General features: G+C 38.1%; 16 protein-coding genes and 1 pseudogene. 15 read left to right on the top strand and 2 right to left on the bottom strand.

Annotated elements, in window-relative coordinates; genetic code table 11:
• Nucleotides 1-75: 75 nt before the first annotated feature.
• Nucleotides 76-1,758: a methyl-accepting chemotaxis protein gene (locus FG383_RS08975; RefSeq protein WP_246096935.1), complete on the bottom strand. Its 1,683-nt coding sequence runs from the start codon at nt 1,756-1,758 to the stop codon at nt 76-78.
• Nucleotides 1,759-2,088: 330 nt separating this feature from the next.
• On the opposite strand from FG383_RS08975, the gene FG383_RS08970 reads away from it, so the two are divergent.
• From FG383_RS08970 to phoU, 6 genes are all read left to right on the top strand, one after another.
• Nucleotides 2,089-4,458 (top strand): polyprenyl synthetase family protein, encoded by a 2,370-nt coding sequence (locus FG383_RS08970; RefSeq protein ID WP_142607038.1) that lies wholly within the window; start codon nt 2,089-2,091, stop codon nt 4,456-4,458.
• A 330-nt stretch (nt 4,459-4,788) separates the two neighbouring features.
• Nucleotides 4,789-5,628, top strand: coding sequence for a phosphate ABC transporter substrate-binding protein (locus FG383_RS08965; protein ID WP_142607036.1), 840 nt, complete (start codon nt 4,789-4,791; stop codon nt 5,626-5,628).
• Between the two features lie 63 nt (nt 5,629-5,691).
• Nucleotides 5,692-6,606: a phosphate ABC transporter permease subunit PstC gene (gene pstC / locus FG383_RS08960; protein WP_246096934.1), complete on the top strand. Its 915-nt coding sequence runs from the start codon at nt 5,692-5,694 to the stop codon at nt 6,604-6,606.
• A 1-nt stretch (nt 6,607) separates the two neighbouring features.
• Nucleotides 6,608-7,435, top strand: a complete 828-nt coding sequence (gene pstA / locus FG383_RS08955) for a phosphate ABC transporter permease PstA (protein ID WP_142607034.1) — start codon at nt 6,608-6,610, stop codon at nt 7,433-7,435.
• A 62-nt stretch (nt 7,436-7,497) separates the two neighbouring features.
• Nucleotides 7,498-8,268: a phosphate ABC transporter ATP-binding protein PstB gene (gene pstB / locus FG383_RS08950; RefSeq protein ID WP_142607032.1), complete on the top strand. Its 771-nt coding sequence runs from the start codon at nt 7,498-7,500 to the stop codon at nt 8,266-8,268.
• Nucleotides 8,269-8,281: 13 nt separating this feature from the next.
• Complete coding sequence (gene phoU / locus FG383_RS08945) at nt 8,282-8,941, top strand: phosphate signaling complex protein PhoU (protein WP_142607030.1); 660 nt, start codon at nt 8,282-8,284, stop codon at nt 8,939-8,941.
• A 148-nt stretch (nt 8,942-9,089) separates the two neighbouring features.
• Here the strand turns inward: phoU and FG383_RS08940 are convergent.
• Nucleotides 9,090-9,530 (bottom strand): annotated as a pseudogene (locus FG383_RS08940) (SLC13 family permease); the annotation flags it as partial.
• Between the two features lie 110 nt (nt 9,531-9,640).
• Between FG383_RS08940 and FG383_RS08935 the strand changes: the two are divergent.
• The 9 genes from FG383_RS08935 to FG383_RS08895 all read left to right on the top strand — a co-directional run bounded on the left by FG383_RS08935 (nt 9,641) and on the right by FG383_RS08895 (nt 19,567).
• Nucleotides 9,641-10,147 carry a YehS family protein gene (locus FG383_RS08935; protein ID WP_142607026.1) on the top strand — a complete coding sequence of 169 codons (507 nt, stop codon included), beginning with the start codon at nt 9,641-9,643 and terminating at the stop codon, nt 10,145-10,147.
• 157 nt (nt 10,148-10,304) lie between these two features.
• Nucleotides 10,305-11,669 (top strand): sigma-54 interaction domain-containing protein, encoded by a 1,365-nt coding sequence (locus tag FG383_RS08930; RefSeq protein ID WP_142607024.1) that lies wholly within the window; start codon nt 10,305-10,307, stop codon nt 11,667-11,669.
• A 633-nt stretch (nt 11,670-12,302) separates the two neighbouring features.
• Nucleotides 12,303-13,859 (top strand): long-chain-fatty-acid--CoA ligase, encoded by a 1,557-nt coding sequence (locus FG383_RS08925; protein ID WP_246096931.1) that lies wholly within the window; start codon nt 12,303-12,305, stop codon nt 13,857-13,859.
• Nucleotides 13,860-13,877: 18 nt separating this feature from the next.
• A complete protein-coding gene (locus FG383_RS08920) occupies nt 13,878-14,669 on the top strand; it encodes an enoyl-CoA hydratase (protein ID WP_142607022.1) in 792 nt (263 codons plus the stop codon).
• 45 nt (nt 14,670-14,714) lie between these two features.
• The gene (locus FG383_RS08915) at nt 14,715-16,070 is read left to right on the top strand and encodes an acetyl-CoA carboxylase biotin carboxylase subunit (RefSeq protein ID WP_142607020.1); all 1,356 of its coding nucleotides are present in this window, start codon (nt 14,715-14,717) and stop codon (nt 16,068-16,070) included.
• A gap of 13 nt (nt 16,071-16,083) precedes the next feature.
• The gene (locus tag FG383_RS08910) at nt 16,084-16,296 is read left to right on the top strand and encodes an acetyl-CoA carboxylase biotin carboxyl carrier protein subunit (RefSeq protein ID WP_142607018.1); all 213 of its coding nucleotides are present in this window, start codon (nt 16,084-16,086) and stop codon (nt 16,294-16,296) included.
• 12 nt (nt 16,297-16,308) lie between these two features.
• Nucleotides 16,309-17,229 (top strand): hydroxymethylglutaryl-CoA lyase, encoded by a 921-nt coding sequence (locus tag FG383_RS08905; RefSeq protein WP_142607016.1) that lies wholly within the window; start codon nt 16,309-16,311, stop codon nt 17,227-17,229.
• Nucleotides 17,222-18,016 carry an enoyl-CoA hydratase gene (locus FG383_RS08900; protein WP_142607014.1) on the top strand — a complete coding sequence of 265 codons (795 nt, stop codon included), beginning with the start codon at nt 17,222-17,224 and terminating at the stop codon, nt 18,014-18,016. Before FG383_RS08905 ends, FG383_RS08900 begins: the two co-directional genes overlap by 8 nt.
• Nucleotides 18,017-18,028: 12 nt before the next feature.
• The gene (locus FG383_RS08895; RefSeq protein WP_142607012.1) at nt 18,029-19,567 is read left to right on the top strand and encodes an acyl-CoA carboxylase subunit beta; all 1,539 of its coding nucleotides are present in this window, start codon (nt 18,029-18,031) and stop codon (nt 19,565-19,567) included.
• Nucleotides 19,568-19,579: the final 12 nt, after the last annotated feature.

Here is a 19,579-nt window from a genome sequence, read left to right as displayed (position 1 = left end):
CAGATGGAATATAGAACTTCAATCGTGAATAAAAGAAAGACCCATGGTTTATCATATCCATGGGTCTCTTCGTTCTCATAATTTGTATCGAAGTATCAAGCCATTCAGCTCTTCTGCCAATTTGGCAAGTTGCTCTGCGCTACCTGCGACTTCCTCCATCGAACCACTTGTTTGTTGGGATGAAGCGGATGTCTGCTCTACACCAGCGACTGCTTCTTCGGTGATAGCGGCAATTTCCTCAATCGATCCACTCATTTCTTGGCTGTTCGCCGCGATGTCGGCTAAGTTCTCGGAAACAATCTGAATATGCTCCGCCATTGCTGTTATAGCGTGATTGATGCTGGTGAATGTCTCATTCGTGCGTTGAATTTGCTCTGTTCCTTTTTCCACTTCTTCATAACCTACTAGTAGTGATTCTGCTACAGAACTGGACTCTTGTTGGATACTCCCTACGATGCTTGTGATATCTGTGACCGAAATGGAAACTTGTTCGGCTAGTTTTTTCACTTCTTCTGCGACAACAGCAAAGCCTTTTCCATGTTCTCCTGCTCTCGCCGCTTCAATAGCTGCATTTAACGCCAAGAGATTCGTTTGATCGGCGATCCCCTTCGTTACTTCAACTAACTTGGAGATTTCTTGGGTTTGCACATCTAATCCTCGGATTTTCTGAACCGCTTCCTGCACGATCTGATCGATTTTGACCATTTGTTCATTGGATGCTGCCATTAAACGACCGCCTTCCGAAGCCATCTTTAGAACTTCTTCGGATGAGTGTTGAATGTTTTCCCCTTTTTCATTTGCTTCTTCGACCCTAACGGTGAATGACTCCATTACTTCGGACAAATCACTCGCATGTCTAGCTTGCGATTCCGATCCAGCAGCCAATTCATACATCGTCGTAGCAATTTGATACGTGGCCGCTTTCACTTCAGTTGCGGATTGAATCAATTCTTCACTTTGACCCGTTACCGTTTTGGAGACGACATTGATTTCGTTCAATAATTGACGATTATTGTCGATCAATTCATTGGTTGCACGGATAAGTTGACCCGCTTCGTCTTTGGAACGCGTTTCCAGAGCTTCTCCAGTTAAATCTCCTTTCGCTATCCTGTTCAATCGATCCGTTACGATTTTGAGCGGTTTAGAAATCGAACTAGCGGTCACTAGTGCAGCTGCCGTGCTCAGTAAAATGACTAAAACGGTGACAATTATAACTGTACGAAATGTCGATTGCCCGCCTTCTATAATTGATTGCTCAATCTCGATGATCGTTGCTTCACTATCTTTGGCCATTTTTTCATAACCGGCCATGATTTCACGGACCTGTTCGGTGGATGTATTTAAATTGCGCAGCGCCACCTCTTTATTCCCTTTGTCATATTCCTGAAAGACATCCTTATCAATCATTGTTCTCCAAGAGATTGTCTCCTTAATAAGGGTATCGAATTCCTCGGAGTCCCGTATCCCCCTGACAACTGCTTCATATTCCTTGCCTTGTTCTGTATAGGCATTAAAACGATCTTTATAATCGCCACCGAATAATACATACCCGCGGGCAGTTGATATCCGATTCGCCATTGTTAACGCCATCTGCTCATTTGCGATTAATAGCGGGAGCTCTTTCTGCACAATCTGTTCCGCATCTCGATTACTCTTCATGATGACGGAAATATTATAGACGCCTAATAATAGGACAAGCATTATCACTAGCGAAAATGCAGCTAATAACTTGCTTTTAATACTTTTGAATTTAAACACTTATTATAACCTTCTCTCTCGTTTTCTTCATACTTTGTTTTCTGGTACTCTAAGTTACTATCGGACGAATTGGTTGAATTTTAAGTGGAATTACCTACCAAGTCTTTCGGGAAGAAAGTTCTATATATAAATGCCTTTCGGACCGAAAATAGGAATTTAGGAATTCAAAGTAGAATAGATTATTAATTAGAAGTCATGAAGTAGAAAACAAGTGAAAGAAAATGTCAGATGCTATAATAGAAAAACATTAGGTTTTAGATAGCATTTTATATTGGAGTTGCTTTTTTCAAAATGTATGAAATAGATCATGAATTGAAGGTGAGTTATGGGATGAAAAAAGAGTTAATAATAAATGCGGATGAATGCTATAGGCAGGCTGAGCAGAAGGCTGAACACTATTTTAAATTACTTTATACACAAGTTAGGCAAAAGACTTATGTCTCGACCCTAACTGTAGATATACAAATGTGGAAACATAACCATATTCACCATCATTCTTTATTTTCTCTTTTTTCGCGTGGAAATAGAAAACCCGATTCTCGTCAGTATCACCATTATATCCAATGGCTAAATTACGCAGGCAAACTGGATAATTACCTTGATCGAAGCATCTCTTATATTTTTATGCGTGATTTGAGCAAGTCACTTGATTCACCTGATACACTAAACAGGATCAAAAGCATAGTAGATAATTTAAAAAGTGATCTAACTAAAAAAGACAAAGATGAGACGTTTAGTATGGCAGGGTTGTACCGCATTGCCCAGAAAGAGGGAGTTGAATCGAGCCTAATTTGGGTAATAAACAAACTGAAGACTGTATCCTCCAATATTCCAAAGGGGATGGATGCTGAGCAAGCCCAAAGAAAACTCATTAAAATAATTGCTGGCGTTATCATGCAAGAAGTGGAAGAGATGGACGATAACATATCTTCTGTGGGACGTACTCGAAGACTGGATAAGGCTATTAGGCTTGGCTATTCTTACGGACTAACTTATCCATTTATTGACGATCTTCTCGATGCAAAAATTTTATCTAACGAAGAGGAAAAACAATATACTGATTTAATACGTACCACGCTTATTACGGGAAATGTGCCAGAATTAGGTGAGTGGAATGGTAATAACGTGGAATTAATCACATATATTCATTCGGAACTTCGCGATGCATTTGAGTATATTAAGGAGCATCAGCAACAAGAGACAAGAATAGGTTTTTTCGAGCAATCGTATGTATTTTTTCATTCCCAAGAAGTGGATCGTCTCAAAGACCTATCAAATGCAAACTACACGAACGAAGAACTTTATATACCAATCATCTTAAAATCCTCTTCTTCCCGACTGATTGTCCGTTCAGTGATTGGTGCTCCTGAGGATAAGGAGTTGGACAGTCGAACATTCTTTTATGGTATTTATAATCAGTTGGCAGATGATTTTGCAGATATGTTTGACGATCTGAAGGATGGTGCAGTAACCCCCTACACTTATTATTTGAAATACCACAAGACACGTCCAGATCTTATCAACCCCTTCGAATTGTACTGGACGGTTATTTCTAATTTGATTCATAACGTATACAACGCAGATAAGAAGACTTGTGAGGTGATATTGGATCGGGCTATTAACGGACTGAAGCGCTATAAAGAGCGTGTAGGTACGAACAAATACACCGAAGTGATGGACATATTTGCAAGCGGGGATGCTACATTCAATAAACTTATTCAACATATGGTACGAAAAGCAGATGATGTAGATTTCTTCGATAAATTGCTCCGCGATCACATGATTACCATTTTAAAAAATGAACGGAAAGAAAAAGAAGAATTTCAAAATACAATCAAAAGCTTACGTCATCAAATAAACGATATGCTAAATATTCCTAAAATAGAGAACAATTTTTTAACAGAAGAGCAAATAATTGATGCTGCAAATTATAGTCTAGAAGGGGATGGTAAGCGTTTAAGACCGATAGTAGCTTGGTTCATGGGGGTAAACGCGTATGGATTAAATAGTGCAGCAATAGAGCCCCTTTTAAAATCATTGGAATATATGCATACTGCTTCTTTAATATTTGATGACCTACCTTCCCAAGATAATGCATCCACCCGTAGAGGACGTTCGACTCTACATGAGGTGTATGGCATTGCCCTTGCCGAATTAACCGGTTTGTTTCTTACCCAAAAGGCTGTTGAGGAACAAGCATCTCTTGATAATCAATTCGATTCAAAGACTGTCCTTAAACTAATGAACTATTCTGCCCAAGCAACTGCAAATATGTGTAGAGGGCAAACGATGGACTTGGATTCCAAAGGGAAACAACTGACACTGGAACAGTTGAATATGATGTGTTTTTATAAGACAGGAATAGGCTTCGAAGCTTCTTTAATAATGCCTGCAATTCTCGCAGGGGAAAATGAAGTAGAAATGGATGCTTTGAAAAAATTTGCTCGCCATGCAGGTATTGCGTTTCAGATTAAGGATGACCTGCTAGATGTCGAAGGAGATACGACCTTACTCGGAAAACCAATAGGTAAAGATGCGGAAAACAATAACTCTACCTTCGTGTCCGTATTGGGTATAGAAGATGCCAAAAAAAAGATGTGGGAAAATTATTGTATTGCAATGGAAGTGTTACAAGAAGTGCCACGCAATTTGACATTTTTAAAGCATTTTCTGGATTATATTATTAGTCGTGACCATTAAGAAATGGGAAGAAATATAAACGAAAAAAGCATGAAAATTCGAAGTTGAATTTTCGTGCTTTTTATTATTCCAGTTTTTAATAAATAAGGAACTAACGAGTAAAGGATGATTGTGAAATAAATGGAAAGTTATATATTTACGATTTAAACACATCCTAAGTTATCTTCCATTCACAAAATTTTAGGAAAATTTAACATTCATCATCTTGTTTTTAATAAAATTTACAAAACCTTTACAAATTAAGCATCGAAAATTTACACTGTGCAATTATGCTATTATTAGACAAAATACGACATAGATAGTCGTTAACATATTTCATGGAGGTATGAAATGTTCAGTTTGAAAAAAATAAAAATAGTATTATTAATGCTGTTTATACTTACAATCTTATCAGCATGTACAAGCAATAATAAGGATACACAAGGGTCAGATGGTAGTGATGCTACAGTATCTATTTCAGGATCTACATCTGTAGGACCACTTGCTGAAAAGTTAGCGCACAAATATACAGAAGAAGATAATACAAATATTGAAATAAATCAAATTGGTTCTTCAGCAGGAATTACCAATGCTACTAGTGGAGTGTCGGAGATAGGGATGTCTTCACGTGACTTAAAAGAAGAGGAAAAAGCGAATGGTTTGAATGAAGTAGTTATTGCTTACGATGGAATTGTAGTAGTGACTCATCCAACGAACAAAGTAAAAGATCTTACGATGGAACAAGTAAAGCAGATTTTTACTGGAGAAGTGACAAACTGGAATGAACTAGGTGGAGATGACATGGAAATCGTAGTTGTCTCTCGCGAGGATGGATCGGGTTCACGTGATGCATTCCAAGAAATTGTTGACTACAGCTCCGGTGAATTAATAAGAAACTCTATTATTGCAAGTGGTAATGGAAATATTAAAACAACAGTTGCGAACAATAAACATGCAGTTGGATTTATCTCTTTTGAATATATCGACGAATCGATTTCAACAATCGATATTAATGGCGTAGAAGCTACTGCAGATAATGTTCTACAAGAAAAATACAGCTTATCTAGACCGTTCTTGTTTGTTTATAAAGAGGGACAATTAACAGAGGCAGGACAACGGTTTATAGATTTTATTTTAAGTGAAGATGGACAACTTATTGCAGCAGAAACAGGAGCAATACCTGTAAAGTAAAGTAAGGAACAGTAACATAGGAAGACAACAACATAATTTTTGACTTAATTTTGGAGGTATAAGGTGTCTATCCCAACAACTAACAAGCAAGCCGTAGAAATCGGTAAAGCAAATAAAAGGAAGTATATGTTAGAGAAGCTGTCTTCGAGAATTTTCTTGATTTGTGCTCTTCTCTCGGTAATAACTTTATTGTTAATCATTGGATTTGTATTTTATAAAGGAGCTCATCCCTTTGTAGCAGGGGGCTATAGCTTTATAGACTTTATTTTTGGTACTGATTGGGTACCGAGTGAAGATAAGTTCGGTATATTCCCAATGATTGTTGCATCCATTTTTGCAACAATCGGAGCATTAATTATTGGAGTTCCTATTGGCTTATTTACAGCTATTTTCTTGGCAGAAATTGCCTCTAAAAGGTTGGCCAAAATTATTTCACCAGCAATTCAGTTGCTAGCGGGTATCCCATCTGTATTATATGGTGTCTTTGGACTCGCGATTATTATTCCTTTTTTACAAAATACGTTTGGATTAGTAAAAGGGCAAAGTTTATTAGCTGTTATTCTTGTGCTAGCAATTATGATGTTACCAACCATTGTGACTGTAGCGGAGACAGCGATTCGTGCAGTGCCACAAACATATCGTGAAGGGTCATATGCTTTAGGAGTATCACAAATTGGGACGATTTTTAAAGTCATTGTACCAGCAGCAAAATCAGGTATTATGACGGCAATCGTATTAGGTTTAGGTCGAGCAATAGGGGAAACAATGGCTGTTATTTTAGTAGCTGGAAATAGTTTAATCGTTCCAACTAGCCTAACAGATAGTGTTCGTCCATTAACGACAAATATTGCATTAGAAATGGGTTATGCATTTGGTACACATCAAGAAATGCTATTTGCAACCGGGATTGTTTTATTCTCCTTTATATTGATTTTGAATTTTGTATTAGCAAAAATAAGTGCGAAGGGTGGTAACTAAGATGAGACAATTTAAAGATAACTTGTTTCGTGGACTTTTATGGTTATCAGCATTCTTATCCGTTGCCGTCCTTGTTATGATCGTTGGATTTATCTTTTACAAAGGGATTGGTTTGATTAGCTTCGATTTCATCTTTGGTGATTATTCTCCAGCTGGCGGTGGCGGTATTTGGCCAATGATCGTAACAACTATATACACCGTCCTTATTTCTTTAATCATTGCAACACCTATTGGAATATTAGCAGCTGTTTATTTACAAGAATATGCTAAACAAGGACGATTAGTTAGACTAATACGTTTTGCAACAGAAAGTTTAACAGGGATCCCCTCGATTATTTATGGTTTGTTTGGAGCGGTATTCTTTGTAACAACGTTAAAATTAGGTATGTCGATTCTAGCTGCTTCCTTAACGTTAACGATTATCGTGTTACCAGTCATTATTCGAACAACGGAAGAAGCATTAAAAACGGTGCCCCGTTCGTATCGTGAAGGTTCCTTAGCACTTGGAACAACAAAATTACAAACATTATATAAAGTGATTTTACCAAGTTCCATGCCAGGAATTTTATCTGGTATTATCCTTTCAGTTGGACGAATTGTTGGAGAATCAGCTGCAATATTCTTAACAGCTGGGACAGTGGCAGCTATGCCAGACAGCATTCTATCATCAGCTAGAACTTTAACGGTTCATTCTTACTTAGTAACACAAGAGGCTGGAGACATTGAACTTGCTGCAGCAGTAGGTATTGTATTAATAGTCATTATTTTAGCGATTAATCTTTCAGCAACATATATTTCGAAAAAATTTAACAGAGCAACTAATAAATAAGCTTATGAGAACATGCTGAGCTAACGACCAAAAAAATTCAAGTAGGGAAGGTATTTTAGCAGATGGAGCAACTTAAAGAAGGTAAATCGATCATTAATGTAAGGGATTTAAATTTATTTTATGGGGAGAAACAAGCGCTATTCGGAGTCGATCTTGCTATTCATGAAAAAGAGGTTACTGCGTTAATCGGCCCTTCCGGTTGTGGTAAATCGACTTTTTTACGAACATTAAACCGTATGAATGATTTAATTGATGGTGTGAAAATAACAGGTGATATTGTCATTAATCATGAAGATATTTATAAAACAAATGATGTTATCAAATTACGAACAAAAGTGGGAATGGTATTTCAAAAACCAAATTTATTTCCAATGAGTATATACGACAATGTTGCCTATGGACCAAGAATGCAAGGCATTAAAAATAAAAAAGAATTAAATAATATTGTGGAAGAGAGTCTGCGCAGTGCAGCCATTTGGGATGAAGTAAAAGATCGTCTTAAAACATCAGCACTTGGTTTGTCAGGTGGTCAGCAACAACGTGTGTGTATCGCTCGTGCAATTGCAATGAAACCAGATATTATATTAATGGACGAGCCTACATCAGCATTAGACCCAATTTCTACGTTAAAAATAGAAGAGCTCATCACCAATATGAAAGAAGATTATACGATTGTCATTGTTACACATAATATGCAACAAGCTGCTAGAGTCTCCGATAAGACAGCATTTTTCTTAAATGGAGAAATAGTGGAATATGATGATACGGATAACATCTTCTCTACACCACAAGATCAAAGGACAGAAGATTATGTAACAGGTCGTTTTGGATAATGGGGGGTAACAAATGGGCATTCGTGTAAACTTTGAGAATAATTTAGGGGAATTAAAAAGTAAAATAACCGAAATGGGTGAACTATCAGTTGTTGCCCTAGAAAGAGCTTTTAAGGCCTTAAAAACACAAGATGTGGAGATTGCTTTAAAAGTTATCGAGGGAGATACGGCTATTGATAATCTTGAAATGGATATTAATCAGTTCGCCATATGGCTAATGGCAAAAGAAGCACCTGTTTCCAGAGATTTACGTGAAATTATAGGTGTACTTAAAATTTCATCTGAAATTGAACGGGTCGCGGATTTTGCTGTAAACATTGCAAAAGCAACGATCAAGATCGGTAATACAAAATCTTTGCTGGAGATTACGCATCTAGAGAAAATGAAAGAGCTATCGATTGATATGCTTCAAAAAGCACTACAATCTTTTTTAGAGGAAAATATAATATTTGCTAAAGAAGTTGGTGACTTAGAGGATGAAGTAGATCAATTAAGTGGTGAAACATATAAAAAACTTACTGCCTATTTAAGTGAACATCCAGAAGAAACAAATCAGCTTGTACAACTATTATTTGTCAATCGTTATCTAGAAAGAACAGCAGACCATATAACAAATATCGCTGAAAGCACAGCCTATTTGATTAAAGGTCAAATATATGATTTCAATTCATAACACTAAACAAAACTGGAGGAGAAAATCAAATGATTTTCCCCTCCAGTTTTATTTCATATAAAGGCAGGATAGAAACTGGAGTCCCTATTGGAAGCTGGACAGTCCTTTAAAGCTAATCAAGATAAAATTGTTACAGCATTCCAATCCAACTTGTTACACTAACAAAACCTAAGTGAATAATCATATTGAACAAAGATAACAGGGCTATTGTCGCGAGTAGCGGCATATGCTCGAGTCCCATTGCACCAAATACTTTATTGGACAACCACTGGGCACCGTTTGTATCTAATAAAATAGTGCCTAGTGCAATACCTACTGCGAAGACAATGACCGTTCCCCACGGAATAAGCTTTTCGACCGTTTTCCAATCGAGCACACCGATTTTTGGCGAAAGTAGAATAGCAACAGCAATGACTGTTACCGTTGTCGTATCAAAGGGATGCAATTTCTCTTCTGTGGACCAAAAGAAAAGTAACGCAATGGATATAACAATGAGGCGAATCTCAGACGGTTTAATAGGTCCGAGTTCAGTCAACTGTTGCTGAATGAGTTCTTTCCCACCTCCTATAACTTGCGTTTCCTGTTTTAGCTGTTTTTAAGGTGAATTTACGATATCTCTGCTATAATTTATTAACTATCATCGACATTTTAATACATGTTGAAATGTTTGGTCATTAGGCAATATTAGGAGGCTTTTAAATGGATAACAACGATATATTAATTCGACTAAGATACGCGCTAGATATAAAAAATAAGGATATGATTGAAATATTTAATCTTGGTGGTTTGGAAGTTACAAAAGAAGAGTTACCAAAGATACTGACAAAATCAAAAGATGAATACGATGAAGAAGTGGATGTAGGGGAAACGGAAGATCAAATAAAATGCACGCATAAGATGCTAGATTCTTTTTTAAATGGATTTATTACATTTAAAAGAGGGAAACAAGATCCAAAACCAGGACAAACTGAAAGTTCTGTTCCTCCTGAGAGGAGTGCTAATAATATGCTCCTTAAGAAACTAAAAGTAGCGCTACAATTAACAGCGGAAGATATGTTAGAATTATTGCATGACGGTGGCATCGTAGTATCCAAGGGGGAGCTAGGAGCTATTTTACGCAAAGAAGGACATCGAAATTATAAAGTATGTGGTGATAATTTTGCACGGAAGTTTTTAAGAGGATTAGCAGTGAAACACCGAGAATAGGTGAGCGGCAAAACAGGGGGAGATTAAAGTCTTCATCCTGTTTTTTTTTCGTTAAAATGTCTCCAAGTAAAAAATGAAACATCTGTTTCTCGAAAATTCGGTTATCATGTAAGATAGGGGGAGTAAGGGTTCCAAATGGGAGAAGGGGGAAATAAATGTGGTATCTGGACAATTATTTAATCATAAATTACTCGATGTCGTATTTGAAAATGCAAACTATGGAACAATTATTATCGATAATAATGGAAAAATACAATATATTAGCAATAAATATTGCGAGTTTTTGGAAGTAGAAAGAGACGATATAATCGGGGGATATATCGTTAATTATATTGAAAATACGAGATTACACCTTGTCGTTCAAACAGGAAAATCGGAAATGGCAGATTTACAATTTTTGCGAGGAAGTTTTGTTATCGCAAACCGTATCCCCATTTTCGATAATAAGGAAATAATCGGTGCAATAGGAACGATCATTTTTCGAGATTTAGATGATTGGAAGAAAATGAATAGTAATATTAAAGAGTTATTAGCAAGGAACAATCTTTATATACCTGAGGTAGAGAAAGCAAATGGGGCAAGGTATTCCTTACATGATTTAATCGGAAAATCGTATGAGATGAACGAATTAAAAGAGCGTGTGAAAAGAGTGGCTGGTGGAGATATTACTGTATTGATAAGAGGTGAAAGTGGGACGGGAAAAGAAATAATTGCTCAAAGTCTTCATCAACTAAGTCCACGTAGTGCTAAACCATTTGTTAGTGTGAATTGTGGATCTATCCCAGAGCATTTAATCGAGTCCGAATTGTTCGGCTATGTGGAAGGGGCTTTTACGGGTGCTAAGAAAGGTGGAAAAGTAGGAAAGTTTCAAAGTGCTGATGGAGGAACTATTTTTCTAGATGAAATTGGGGATATGCCGCAGCATATGCAAGTAAAATTATTACGAGTTCTACAAGAGAGGGAATATGAACCGGTAGGATCCCCTCATCCCCTAAAAGTGAATGTCCGAGTAATTGCCGCTACAAACCAACCTTTAGAGAAAATGATTGAAAGTAAAGAATTTCGGGAGGACCTATATTATAGGATAAACGCAATTCAATTAGTATGTCCTCCCTTACGGGAAAGAGCAGAAGATATCCCACTTCTCATCCACCATTTTTTTGAAAAAGCGAAAGCACAAATCGGAAAACGAGTGAATTCTATACACGAAGACGTATATGATTTGCTAAAAAAATACAGTTGGCCAGGAAATATAAGGGAACTGGAAAATGTAATGGAAGCAGGCGTCCATTTATCAAATGAGAATGTATTGGAGATTGACGCTTTACCGGAATATTTAAAAAGAGATTCTAAGAAGGTTCGAAATAGATCATTAAAAGAAATAGTAGAAGAAACGGAAAAGAAGGAAATTGAAAGAATGTTGAAGAATTTTAAATTCGATAAAAATATGGCAGCAGAAGCACTTGGGATAAGTAATTCAACTATATATGAGAAGATTAAAAAGTATGGAATTACGGAGTAATATCGCACTAGGTACTCTATATATAGGTGCTTTTGGAGCACTTTGAACGGAACGAGTTCTACACCATTACCGAGACTTCTTGATGCGTAGGGATGCGACTTTGTCGCATCCCTACGCATTTTTTGGGGTAATCGTGTGGTATTCATTCGTTCGTCGCACTCCAAAAGCACTGGTAAACAATGTGCCAAAGCTTTTGTGAACGAAAGAATAGCCTACTTTCCTATCTAAATAAAAGCAGCCAAAGATGAAATTTAGGCTGCTCAGCCCTTCTCTATCGTATTTCCACCTTTTTGATTGATAGGAAGCGTTCCTTGTCTATATAGTATCAGCATATTACCAGCAAGAACTTTGCAAAAAAAAATAAGTAAGGGACGCCTGGTAGAAATTAGTTATTCAACAGATCTAAAATAATATAAATCCAGAATGTCGGAAAGCACTCCGATATGCTGGATTTTTTTATTTTGTTGAAATTCTAGTGAGTTACACCGACTAAGGAGTTATATTTTCCGGCAATTCGGAAAAAACACTCTGCAAATAAATATAAAAGTGGCTTCAAGCATTGAAAACTCGCATCTTTTCAACTTGGCATGATTCTTGCTTATATAACAGCGAGAGACGAAAGGAGGAATTTCATTGGACGTTGGACTTATAACTAGGAAAATGGCAAATGTGTTAAATGACGAACAACAAGAAAAAATAGCAATAAAAGAAGAAATGGGTAGAGCATGGACATATAAAGAGCTTCATCAGATTTCAAATGCATACGCAAATAAACTTGTTGAATTAGGAGTTCAAAAAGGAGATCGAGTTGGCGTATTGCTCTACAATTGCCTAGAATATTTCGGTTTATATTTTGCTATTGCGAAAATCGGTGCAATAGCAGTTCGTCTTAATTTCCGACTTTCGAGTGCAGAGATAGAATATGCATTAAACGATTCCGAAACGAAAGTATTATGCTTCCATTCTAATTTGGCAAGTGAACTGGAGGAAGTTCAAAAGCATGTTTCCGTAGAACAGTACATATGCCTGAAAAATGAAGAGGTTAACATTCCGGATTGGTCTAAACCATGGAGTCTATTAGAGAGCGGTTCACAGGATGAAGTAATGGACAAGAATATTAAATTAAGTGACCCAGTCATGTTGATGTATACATCGGGCACAACTGGTAGACCAAAAGGTGCTATTTGGACGCATGACACGACACTTTGGTTTTCTTCCATGCAATCGCTGAAATGGAAGTTTACAGGACAAGAAATTGGGATGACGACTGGTCCTCTGTATCATGTAGGTGCAATGGAAGACATCGGGCTCCCGATACTTTTGATGGGTGGAACACTTGTTATTACAAAAAGCCAAGGGTTCCAAATTGAAAGAATTTTATCCGTAATTGAACATGAAAATGTGAGTGACTGTTTCTTATTCCCATTTATGATTTATGAAATGCTAAATTACGATGATATCGATTCGTTTCAATTGAAAAATTTAAAAACAATTTATACAGGCGGTGATCCATTATTGCCTTCTGCACTCGAACAATTGAAAAAGAAATATCCAAACGTTGGAGTAGTTCAAGTATATGGATTGACAGAAGGTACGCCAATTGCAGCATCGCTCGATCCACAAGATGCTTTTACGAAAGGACAAACAGTCGGTAAGCCGATGCCACTTACAGAGATTAATATTTTGGATGACGATGGGTTCCCATTGCCAGCCGGTGAAGTCGGAGAAATTGCTATTAAAAGTCCTGCAGTTTCGATCGGGTATTGGCGAAATCCCGAAGCAACGATGGAGACATTTGTTGATGGGTGGTGTAAAACAGGTGATTTAGGCGTGTTTGACCAACAAGGATACTTAACAATTGCAGGTAGGAAAAAAGATATGATTCGAAGTGGTGGAGAAAATATTTATGCTGCTGAAATTGAAGATGTTTTATACCGTCACGAGGAGATAAAGGAAGTTTCCATTATTGGGATACCCGATTCTAAATTCATAGAAGCTGTTTGTGCGGTTGTCGTGAAAAAGGAAGGATCGAACTTAACAGAAGAGGACGTAGTTAATCATTGCGTGAGTAATCTAGCAAGCTATAAAAAGCCGAGAAAAGTTATTTTCGTAGATGAATTACCACGAACACCTTCCGGAAAAATCCAGAAATTTGTTTTACGACAAGACTATAGTGAAGTGAAAGTATAAGGAGGAGGTGTTAGAGCAATGCAAAAAGTCCAAGTAGTTTCATGGTCATTACAACAGCATATCGCAAAAATAGTCATCGATAATCCACCTGTAAATGTTCTAAGCGCAGATGTTATTGAACAACTAAACATTGTAGTGGATGAAATAGAAAAAAATCCAAATGTAAAGGTCGTTATCGTTACTGGAGCAGGAGAAAAGGCATTTGTAGCCGGTGGAGATATTAAAGGGTTTCCAGCATGGATAGGAAATGGAGTTGAAGAAGCGAAGCAAAAATCACTTTGGCTTCAACAACCATTGAATAAAATCGAACAGTTACCTCATCCGACTATAGCGGCTATTAATGGGCTTGCTCTAGGTGGGGGCTGCGAACTTGCGTTAAGCTGTGATATCCGAATCGCAGAAGAACATATAGAGATTGGACTACCAGAAGTTAAATTGGGATTATTTCCTGGAGCGGGTGGAACGCAAAGATTACCACGTTTAATAGGAAAAGCAAGAGCGAAGGAAATGATTTTTACGGGTGAGTCTATATCAGCTGAAGAAGCGGAACGAATTGGACTTGTAAATCATGTCGTTCCGAAGGGGAAATCTGTGGAGAAGGCGATGGAAATCGCAAGTAAAATTTGTAACTATTCGTCTATACCTATAACTTTTGCAAAGCGCTCGATTGATGTTGGATATGAGCAACCACTTGATGAAGGTCTAGTTACCGAAGCAACCTATTTCGGACATGTTTTTCAAACGAAGGATGTACAAGAAGGCGTAGAAGCATTTATACAAAAAAGAAAACCTAATTTTACGGATCAATAATTGATCTTATAAACGATTTTAACTTTTAAAGAAGGAGCGATTCATATGTTTTCTAAAATTATTATTGCCAATCGTGGAGAAATTGCATTAAGAATTATTCGAACTTGTAAGGATCTAGGTATTCAAACTGTTGCCATTTATTCAGAGGCAGATGCAGAGTCATTGTTTGTTCGACAAGCTGATGAAGCGTACTGCGTTGGAAAGCCACCGGTCAATCAAAGTTATTTAAATATCGAAGAAATCATTCGTATTGCAAAAGAAAGTGGAGCAGAGGCAGTACATCCAGGTTACGGACTTTTATCAGAGAATGCAGGATTTGCTAGGAAATGTGTAGAAGCGGGGCTTGTATTTATCGGACCTTCATCAGATATTATCGCTTCAATGGGAAGTAAAATCGAAGCGCGTAAAATGATGAAAGAAGCCGGTGTACCTGTTGTAGAAGGTATCGATACAGCTTTGGATAATGAAGAGCAAGCAAGAGAAGCAGGAAGAAAAATCGGCTATCCACTTATGCTCAAAGCATCTGCTGGAGGCGGTGGAATCGGCATGCAACTCGTTAACTCCGAGGAAGAACTAGTAAAAGCTTTCGAAGGAAATAAAAAACGAGCAGAATCATTCTTCGGTGATGGAACGATGTTTTTAGAAAAATATATCGCCGAACCGCATCATATTGAAGTACAAATTTTAGCCGACACGTATGGAAATGTCATTCCACTTTGGGAAAGAGAATGCTCTATCCAGCGTCGAAACCAAAAAGTAGTGGAAGAAGCGCCTTCTCCATTTATTAGTGAAGAAACACGACAAAAAATGCTAGATGCAGCTGTCCAAGCAGCAAAACATATTGGATATTCCAATGCAGGTACGATTGAGTTTTTAGTGGATCGTGAGCAAAATTTCTATTTCTTAGAGATGAACACAAGACTACAAGTGGAGCATCCGGTTACAGAAGAAATAACTGGTCTTGATCTAGTTGAACAACAGTTAAAAGTGGCATATGGAGAACGTTTATCTCTTACACGTGAAGAAGTCGGGCGAAAAGGACATGCGATTGAAGTGCGTATTTATGCAGAAGACCCTAAAACATTTTTCCCTTCACCTGGAAAAATAACAGAGTTTCAGCTGCCGCAAGGAGAAGGGGTCCGTAACGAATGTTCGATAGAAGCTGGTTCACAAGTGACGCCATTCTACGATCCAATGATCGGTAAACTAATCACTTGGGGAGAAACACGTAGTGAAGCATGTGCAAGAATGAAAGCAGCTCTTGAAAATTACAAAGTAGAAGGTATTAAAACCAATATCCCGATGCTCATTGAAACGGTCAGCCACGAACAATTTTTAGCAGGATATACAACAACTGATTTTGTAAATAAATATTACTTAGCTGAAAAAGCAACCAAATAAGGAGGAAATGAACATGACAAACATCGTAGCGAGTATGGCAGGTAGTGTATGGAAAGTATTAGTAGCAGAAGGGGAAGAAGTAAAAGAAGGACAAGACGTAGTGATCCTTGAATCGATGAAAATGGAAATTCCGATTGCCGCTGAGAAAACAGGCGTTGTAAAGAAAATCCATATTAAAGAAGGCGACTTCGTGAATGATGACGACTTACTCATCGATGTTGAATAGGAGGTTAAAACGTTGAAATTACCAAAAAGTGTAAAGATTAAAGAAGTTGGACCAAGAGACGGATTACAAAATGAAAAACAAACTATTCCAACAGAAGATAAGATTACTTGGATCGACTCGCTTTCAAAAACAGGGCTTTCTTATATTGAAGTGAGCTCCTTTGTCCATCCAAAATGGATACCGCAACTAGCAGACGCATCGGAAGTACTTGGGAAAATTCAGCGGGAACAAGGGGTTACGTATGCTGCCCTTGTTCCTAACTTAAGAGGACTTGAGCGGGCATTAGTAGCAAATGTAGATGAAGTGAGCATCTTCATGTCGGCAAGTGAAGCGCATAATAAAAATAATATTAACAAATCGATTGAAGAAACGTACCCAATTCTAAGTGAAGTAGTGAAGGAAGCGAAAGCAGCGGGAAAAACGGTCAGAGGTTATTTATCAACCGTGATAGGCTGTCCATACGAAGGACCAGTTGCGGCTTCACAAGTAAGGAAAGTAAGCGATCGTTTATTTTCCATGGGAATAGATGAGCTCTCGTTAGGCGACACAATCGGCGTTGGCGTGCCAAATCAAGTAGAAAAATTGCTGGAAGAATTACTTCCCCATTTTGATGCGAACAAGCTTGCTATGCATTTCCATGATACGAGAGGAACCGCATTAGCAAATATTGTGAAATCACTTGAAATGGGAATTACGATTTTTGATAGCTCCCTTGGAGGATTGGGCGGCTGCCCGTATGCAAAAGGAGCATCCGGAAATGTTGCTACCGAAGATCTATTGTATATGCTCCATGGGATGGGAATTGAAACTGGAATTGATATAGATACAGTGATGGAATCTGCAAAGCTTATTGAAAAAGTAAGAGGGAAAAAGCTGAATAGTCGTCAAATGGATATTTTGAATGCGGAAGAAGGGGCTGTTTGCAATGGTTGAAACCGTATTAACAAACGTACAAGTAGAAAAGCGTAGCGATGGAATTGCGATCGTTACATTAAATCGGACAGACGCAGCAAATGCTTTATCGAAGCAGATGCTCCATGATTTAAAAACGGCTGCGAATGATTTAAGAAATAATCCGGAAGTTCGAGTAATCATTCTAACGGGTGCCGGAGAAAAAGCTTTTTGTGCCGGAGCAGATTTAAAAGAGCGAAAAACAATGACAGAAAACGAAGTGAGACAAGCTGTTCGATTTATAGGGGAAGCTGTAAATGAAGTTGCCAAGCTTCCACAACCAGTTATCGCTGCTTTGAATGGAGTGGCGTTTGGAGGCGGGCTTGAGCTGGCATTGGCATGCGATATCCGCATTGGAGCCCTCGAGTCAAAAGTGGGATTAACAGAAACTTCCTTAGGGATTATTCCTGGAGCAGGAGGAACGCAGCGTCTCCCTCGCTTGATCGGTGTTGGAAAAGCGAAAGAACTTATATATAGTGCAAAGCGACTTTCAGCTGAAGAAGCAGAGGCACTTGGAATACTAGAATATGTAGTCCCTCGCGAAGACCTTTTAGAAAAAGCACTAGAAATCGCAACATCTATGGCGAAGAACGCTCCGCTTGCATTAGTTCAAGCAAAAATTGCCATTAATAATGGAATAGAAGTAGATCTAAACACAGGACTAAAAATAGAAGAGCTAGCATACAACGAATTGCTACCAACTGAAGATAGATTAGAAGGTTTACACGCATTTGAGGAAAAACGTGCACCACAATATACGGGTAAATAAGGAGGAAATAACATGACAACAACCATTTCACAGACAGATTATCAGAACAAGAAAGATGCTATCTTGCAAGGTGGACAAGAAAAATACCATAAAAAAAATCAAGAGCAAGCGAAAATGTTTGTTCGTGACAGATTGAATTTGCTGTTTGACGATGGCTTAAAAGCAGAAGATGGTATGTTTGCCAATTTACTAGCGGGTGATCTACCGGCGGATGGAGTAGTTACTGGAATCGGTAAAATTCATGGCCGTACCGTTTGTGTGATGGCTAATGATTCTACGATAAAAGCAGGTTCTTGGGGACAACGAACAGTAGAAAAGATTATTCGTATTCAAGAAACGGCTGAAAAGCTACGCTGTCCAATGTTGTATCTTGTTGACTCTGCAGGTGCTCGTATAACAGATCAATTAGAAATGTTCCCTGGTCGTAGAGGAGCTGGACGAATTTTCTACAACCAAGTCAAAATGTCAGGAAAAGTTCCACAAATTTGTCTTCTATTTGGACCGTCTGCGGCGGGCGGAGCATATATTCCTGCATTCTGTGATGTTGTTGTAATGGTGGAAGGAAATGCTTCCATGTATTTAGGGTCCCCTCGTATGGCTGAAATGGTTATCGGTGAAAAAGTATCCCTAGAAGAAATGGGCGGAGCGAAGATGCATTGTTCCGTTTCAGGATGTGGTGATGTACTTGTACCAAGTGAAGAAGAAGCGATTGCGTACGCTAGAAAATACTTAACGTATTTCCCAGAAAACTATACCGAAAAGCCGGCTAAAGCAGAAGCAAAAGAACCAGCTTTCTTTGAAAAAAGTATTGAGCAGTTAATACCGAAAAACCAAAACGCACCATTTGATATGTACCAACTAATCGAACGACTAATTGATGAAGATTCGATGTGTGAAATTAAGAAGCTTTTTGCACCGGAGCTTATTACTTGTCTTGGCCGTATCAACGGTCAGCCAATTGGAATTGTTGCAAACCAACCACGTGTTAAAGGTGGAGTACTTTTCCATGATAGCGCGGATAAAGCAGCGAAATTTATTAATCTTTGTGATGCTTATCATATTCCGTTGTTATTCCTCGCAGACGTTCCAGGCTTCATGATTGGAACAAACGTAGAAAGAGCGGGGATTATTAGACACGGTGCTAAAATGATTTCGGCAATGAGCGAAGCGACTGTTCCTAAAATGACAGTAATTGTACGTAAAGCATATGGTGCTGGATTGTATGCAATGGCTGGCCCAGCGTTTGAACCGGATTGCTGTATCGCACTTCCAACAGCTTCTATTGCGGTAATGGGACCAGAAGCTGCTGTAAATGCAGTTTATGCAAACAAAATTGCTTCCCTTTCGGAAAAAGAAAGAGCCGCGTTCATTGCTGAAAAGCGTGAAGAATATCGTGAAGATATCGACATTTATCGCCTAGCTTCGGATTTAATTATTGATGACGTTGTCGAGCCGAACCGTTTACGTGAAGAACTTGCATCACGTTTAGACGTTTACATGTCTAAGTATTTAGTTTTCACTGATCGTAAGCACGGGGTGTATCCAGTTTAAGTATTAATATTT

The sequence above is a fragment of the Psychrobacillus soli genome (genome assembly GCF_006861775.1).
GTDB classification, from domain to species: Bacteria; Bacillota; Bacilli; order Bacillales_A; family Planococcaceae; genus Psychrobacillus; species Psychrobacillus soli.
Note: the sequence above shows the minus strand (reverse complement) of the source record. Positions and strands in the feature narration are given on the sequence as shown.

Excerpts from the sequence above, each read along its gene's own strand:
- FG383_RS08970 (WP_142607038.1), top strand. The coding sequence starts at position 2,089 with ATGAAAAAAGAGTTAATAATAAATGCGGATGAATGCTATAGGCAGGCT.
- FG383_RS08965 (WP_142607036.1), top strand. The coding sequence starts at position 4,789 with ATGTTCAGTTTGAAAAAAATAAAAATAGTATTATTAATGCTGTTTATA.
- pstA (WP_142607034.1), top strand. The coding sequence starts at position 6,608 with ATGAGACAATTTAAAGATAACTTGTTTCGTGGACTTTTATGGTTATCA.
- pstB (WP_142607032.1), top strand. The coding sequence starts at position 7,498 with ATGGAGCAACTTAAAGAAGGTAAATCGATCATTAATGTAAGGGATTTA.
- phoU (WP_142607030.1), top strand. The coding sequence starts at position 8,282 with ATGGGCATTCGTGTAAACTTTGAGAATAATTTAGGGGAATTAAAAAGT.
- FG383_RS08935 (WP_142607026.1), top strand. The coding sequence starts at position 9,641 with ATGGATAACAACGATATATTAATTCGACTAAGATACGCGCTAGATATA.
- FG383_RS08920 (WP_142607022.1), top strand. The coding sequence starts at position 13,878 with ATGCAAAAAGTCCAAGTAGTTTCATGGTCATTACAACAGCATATCGCA.
- FG383_RS08915 (WP_142607020.1), top strand. The coding sequence starts at position 14,715 with ATGTTTTCTAAAATTATTATTGCCAATCGTGGAGAAATTGCATTAAGA.
- FG383_RS08910 (WP_142607018.1), top strand. The coding sequence starts at position 16,084 with ATGACAAACATCGTAGCGAGTATGGCAGGTAGTGTATGGAAAGTATTA.
- FG383_RS08900 (WP_142607014.1), top strand. The coding sequence starts at position 17,222 with ATGGTTGAAACCGTATTAACAAACGTACAAGTAGAAAAGCGTAGCGAT.
- FG383_RS08895 (WP_142607012.1), top strand. The coding sequence starts at position 18,029 with ATGACAACAACCATTTCACAGACAGATTATCAGAACAAGAAAGATGCT.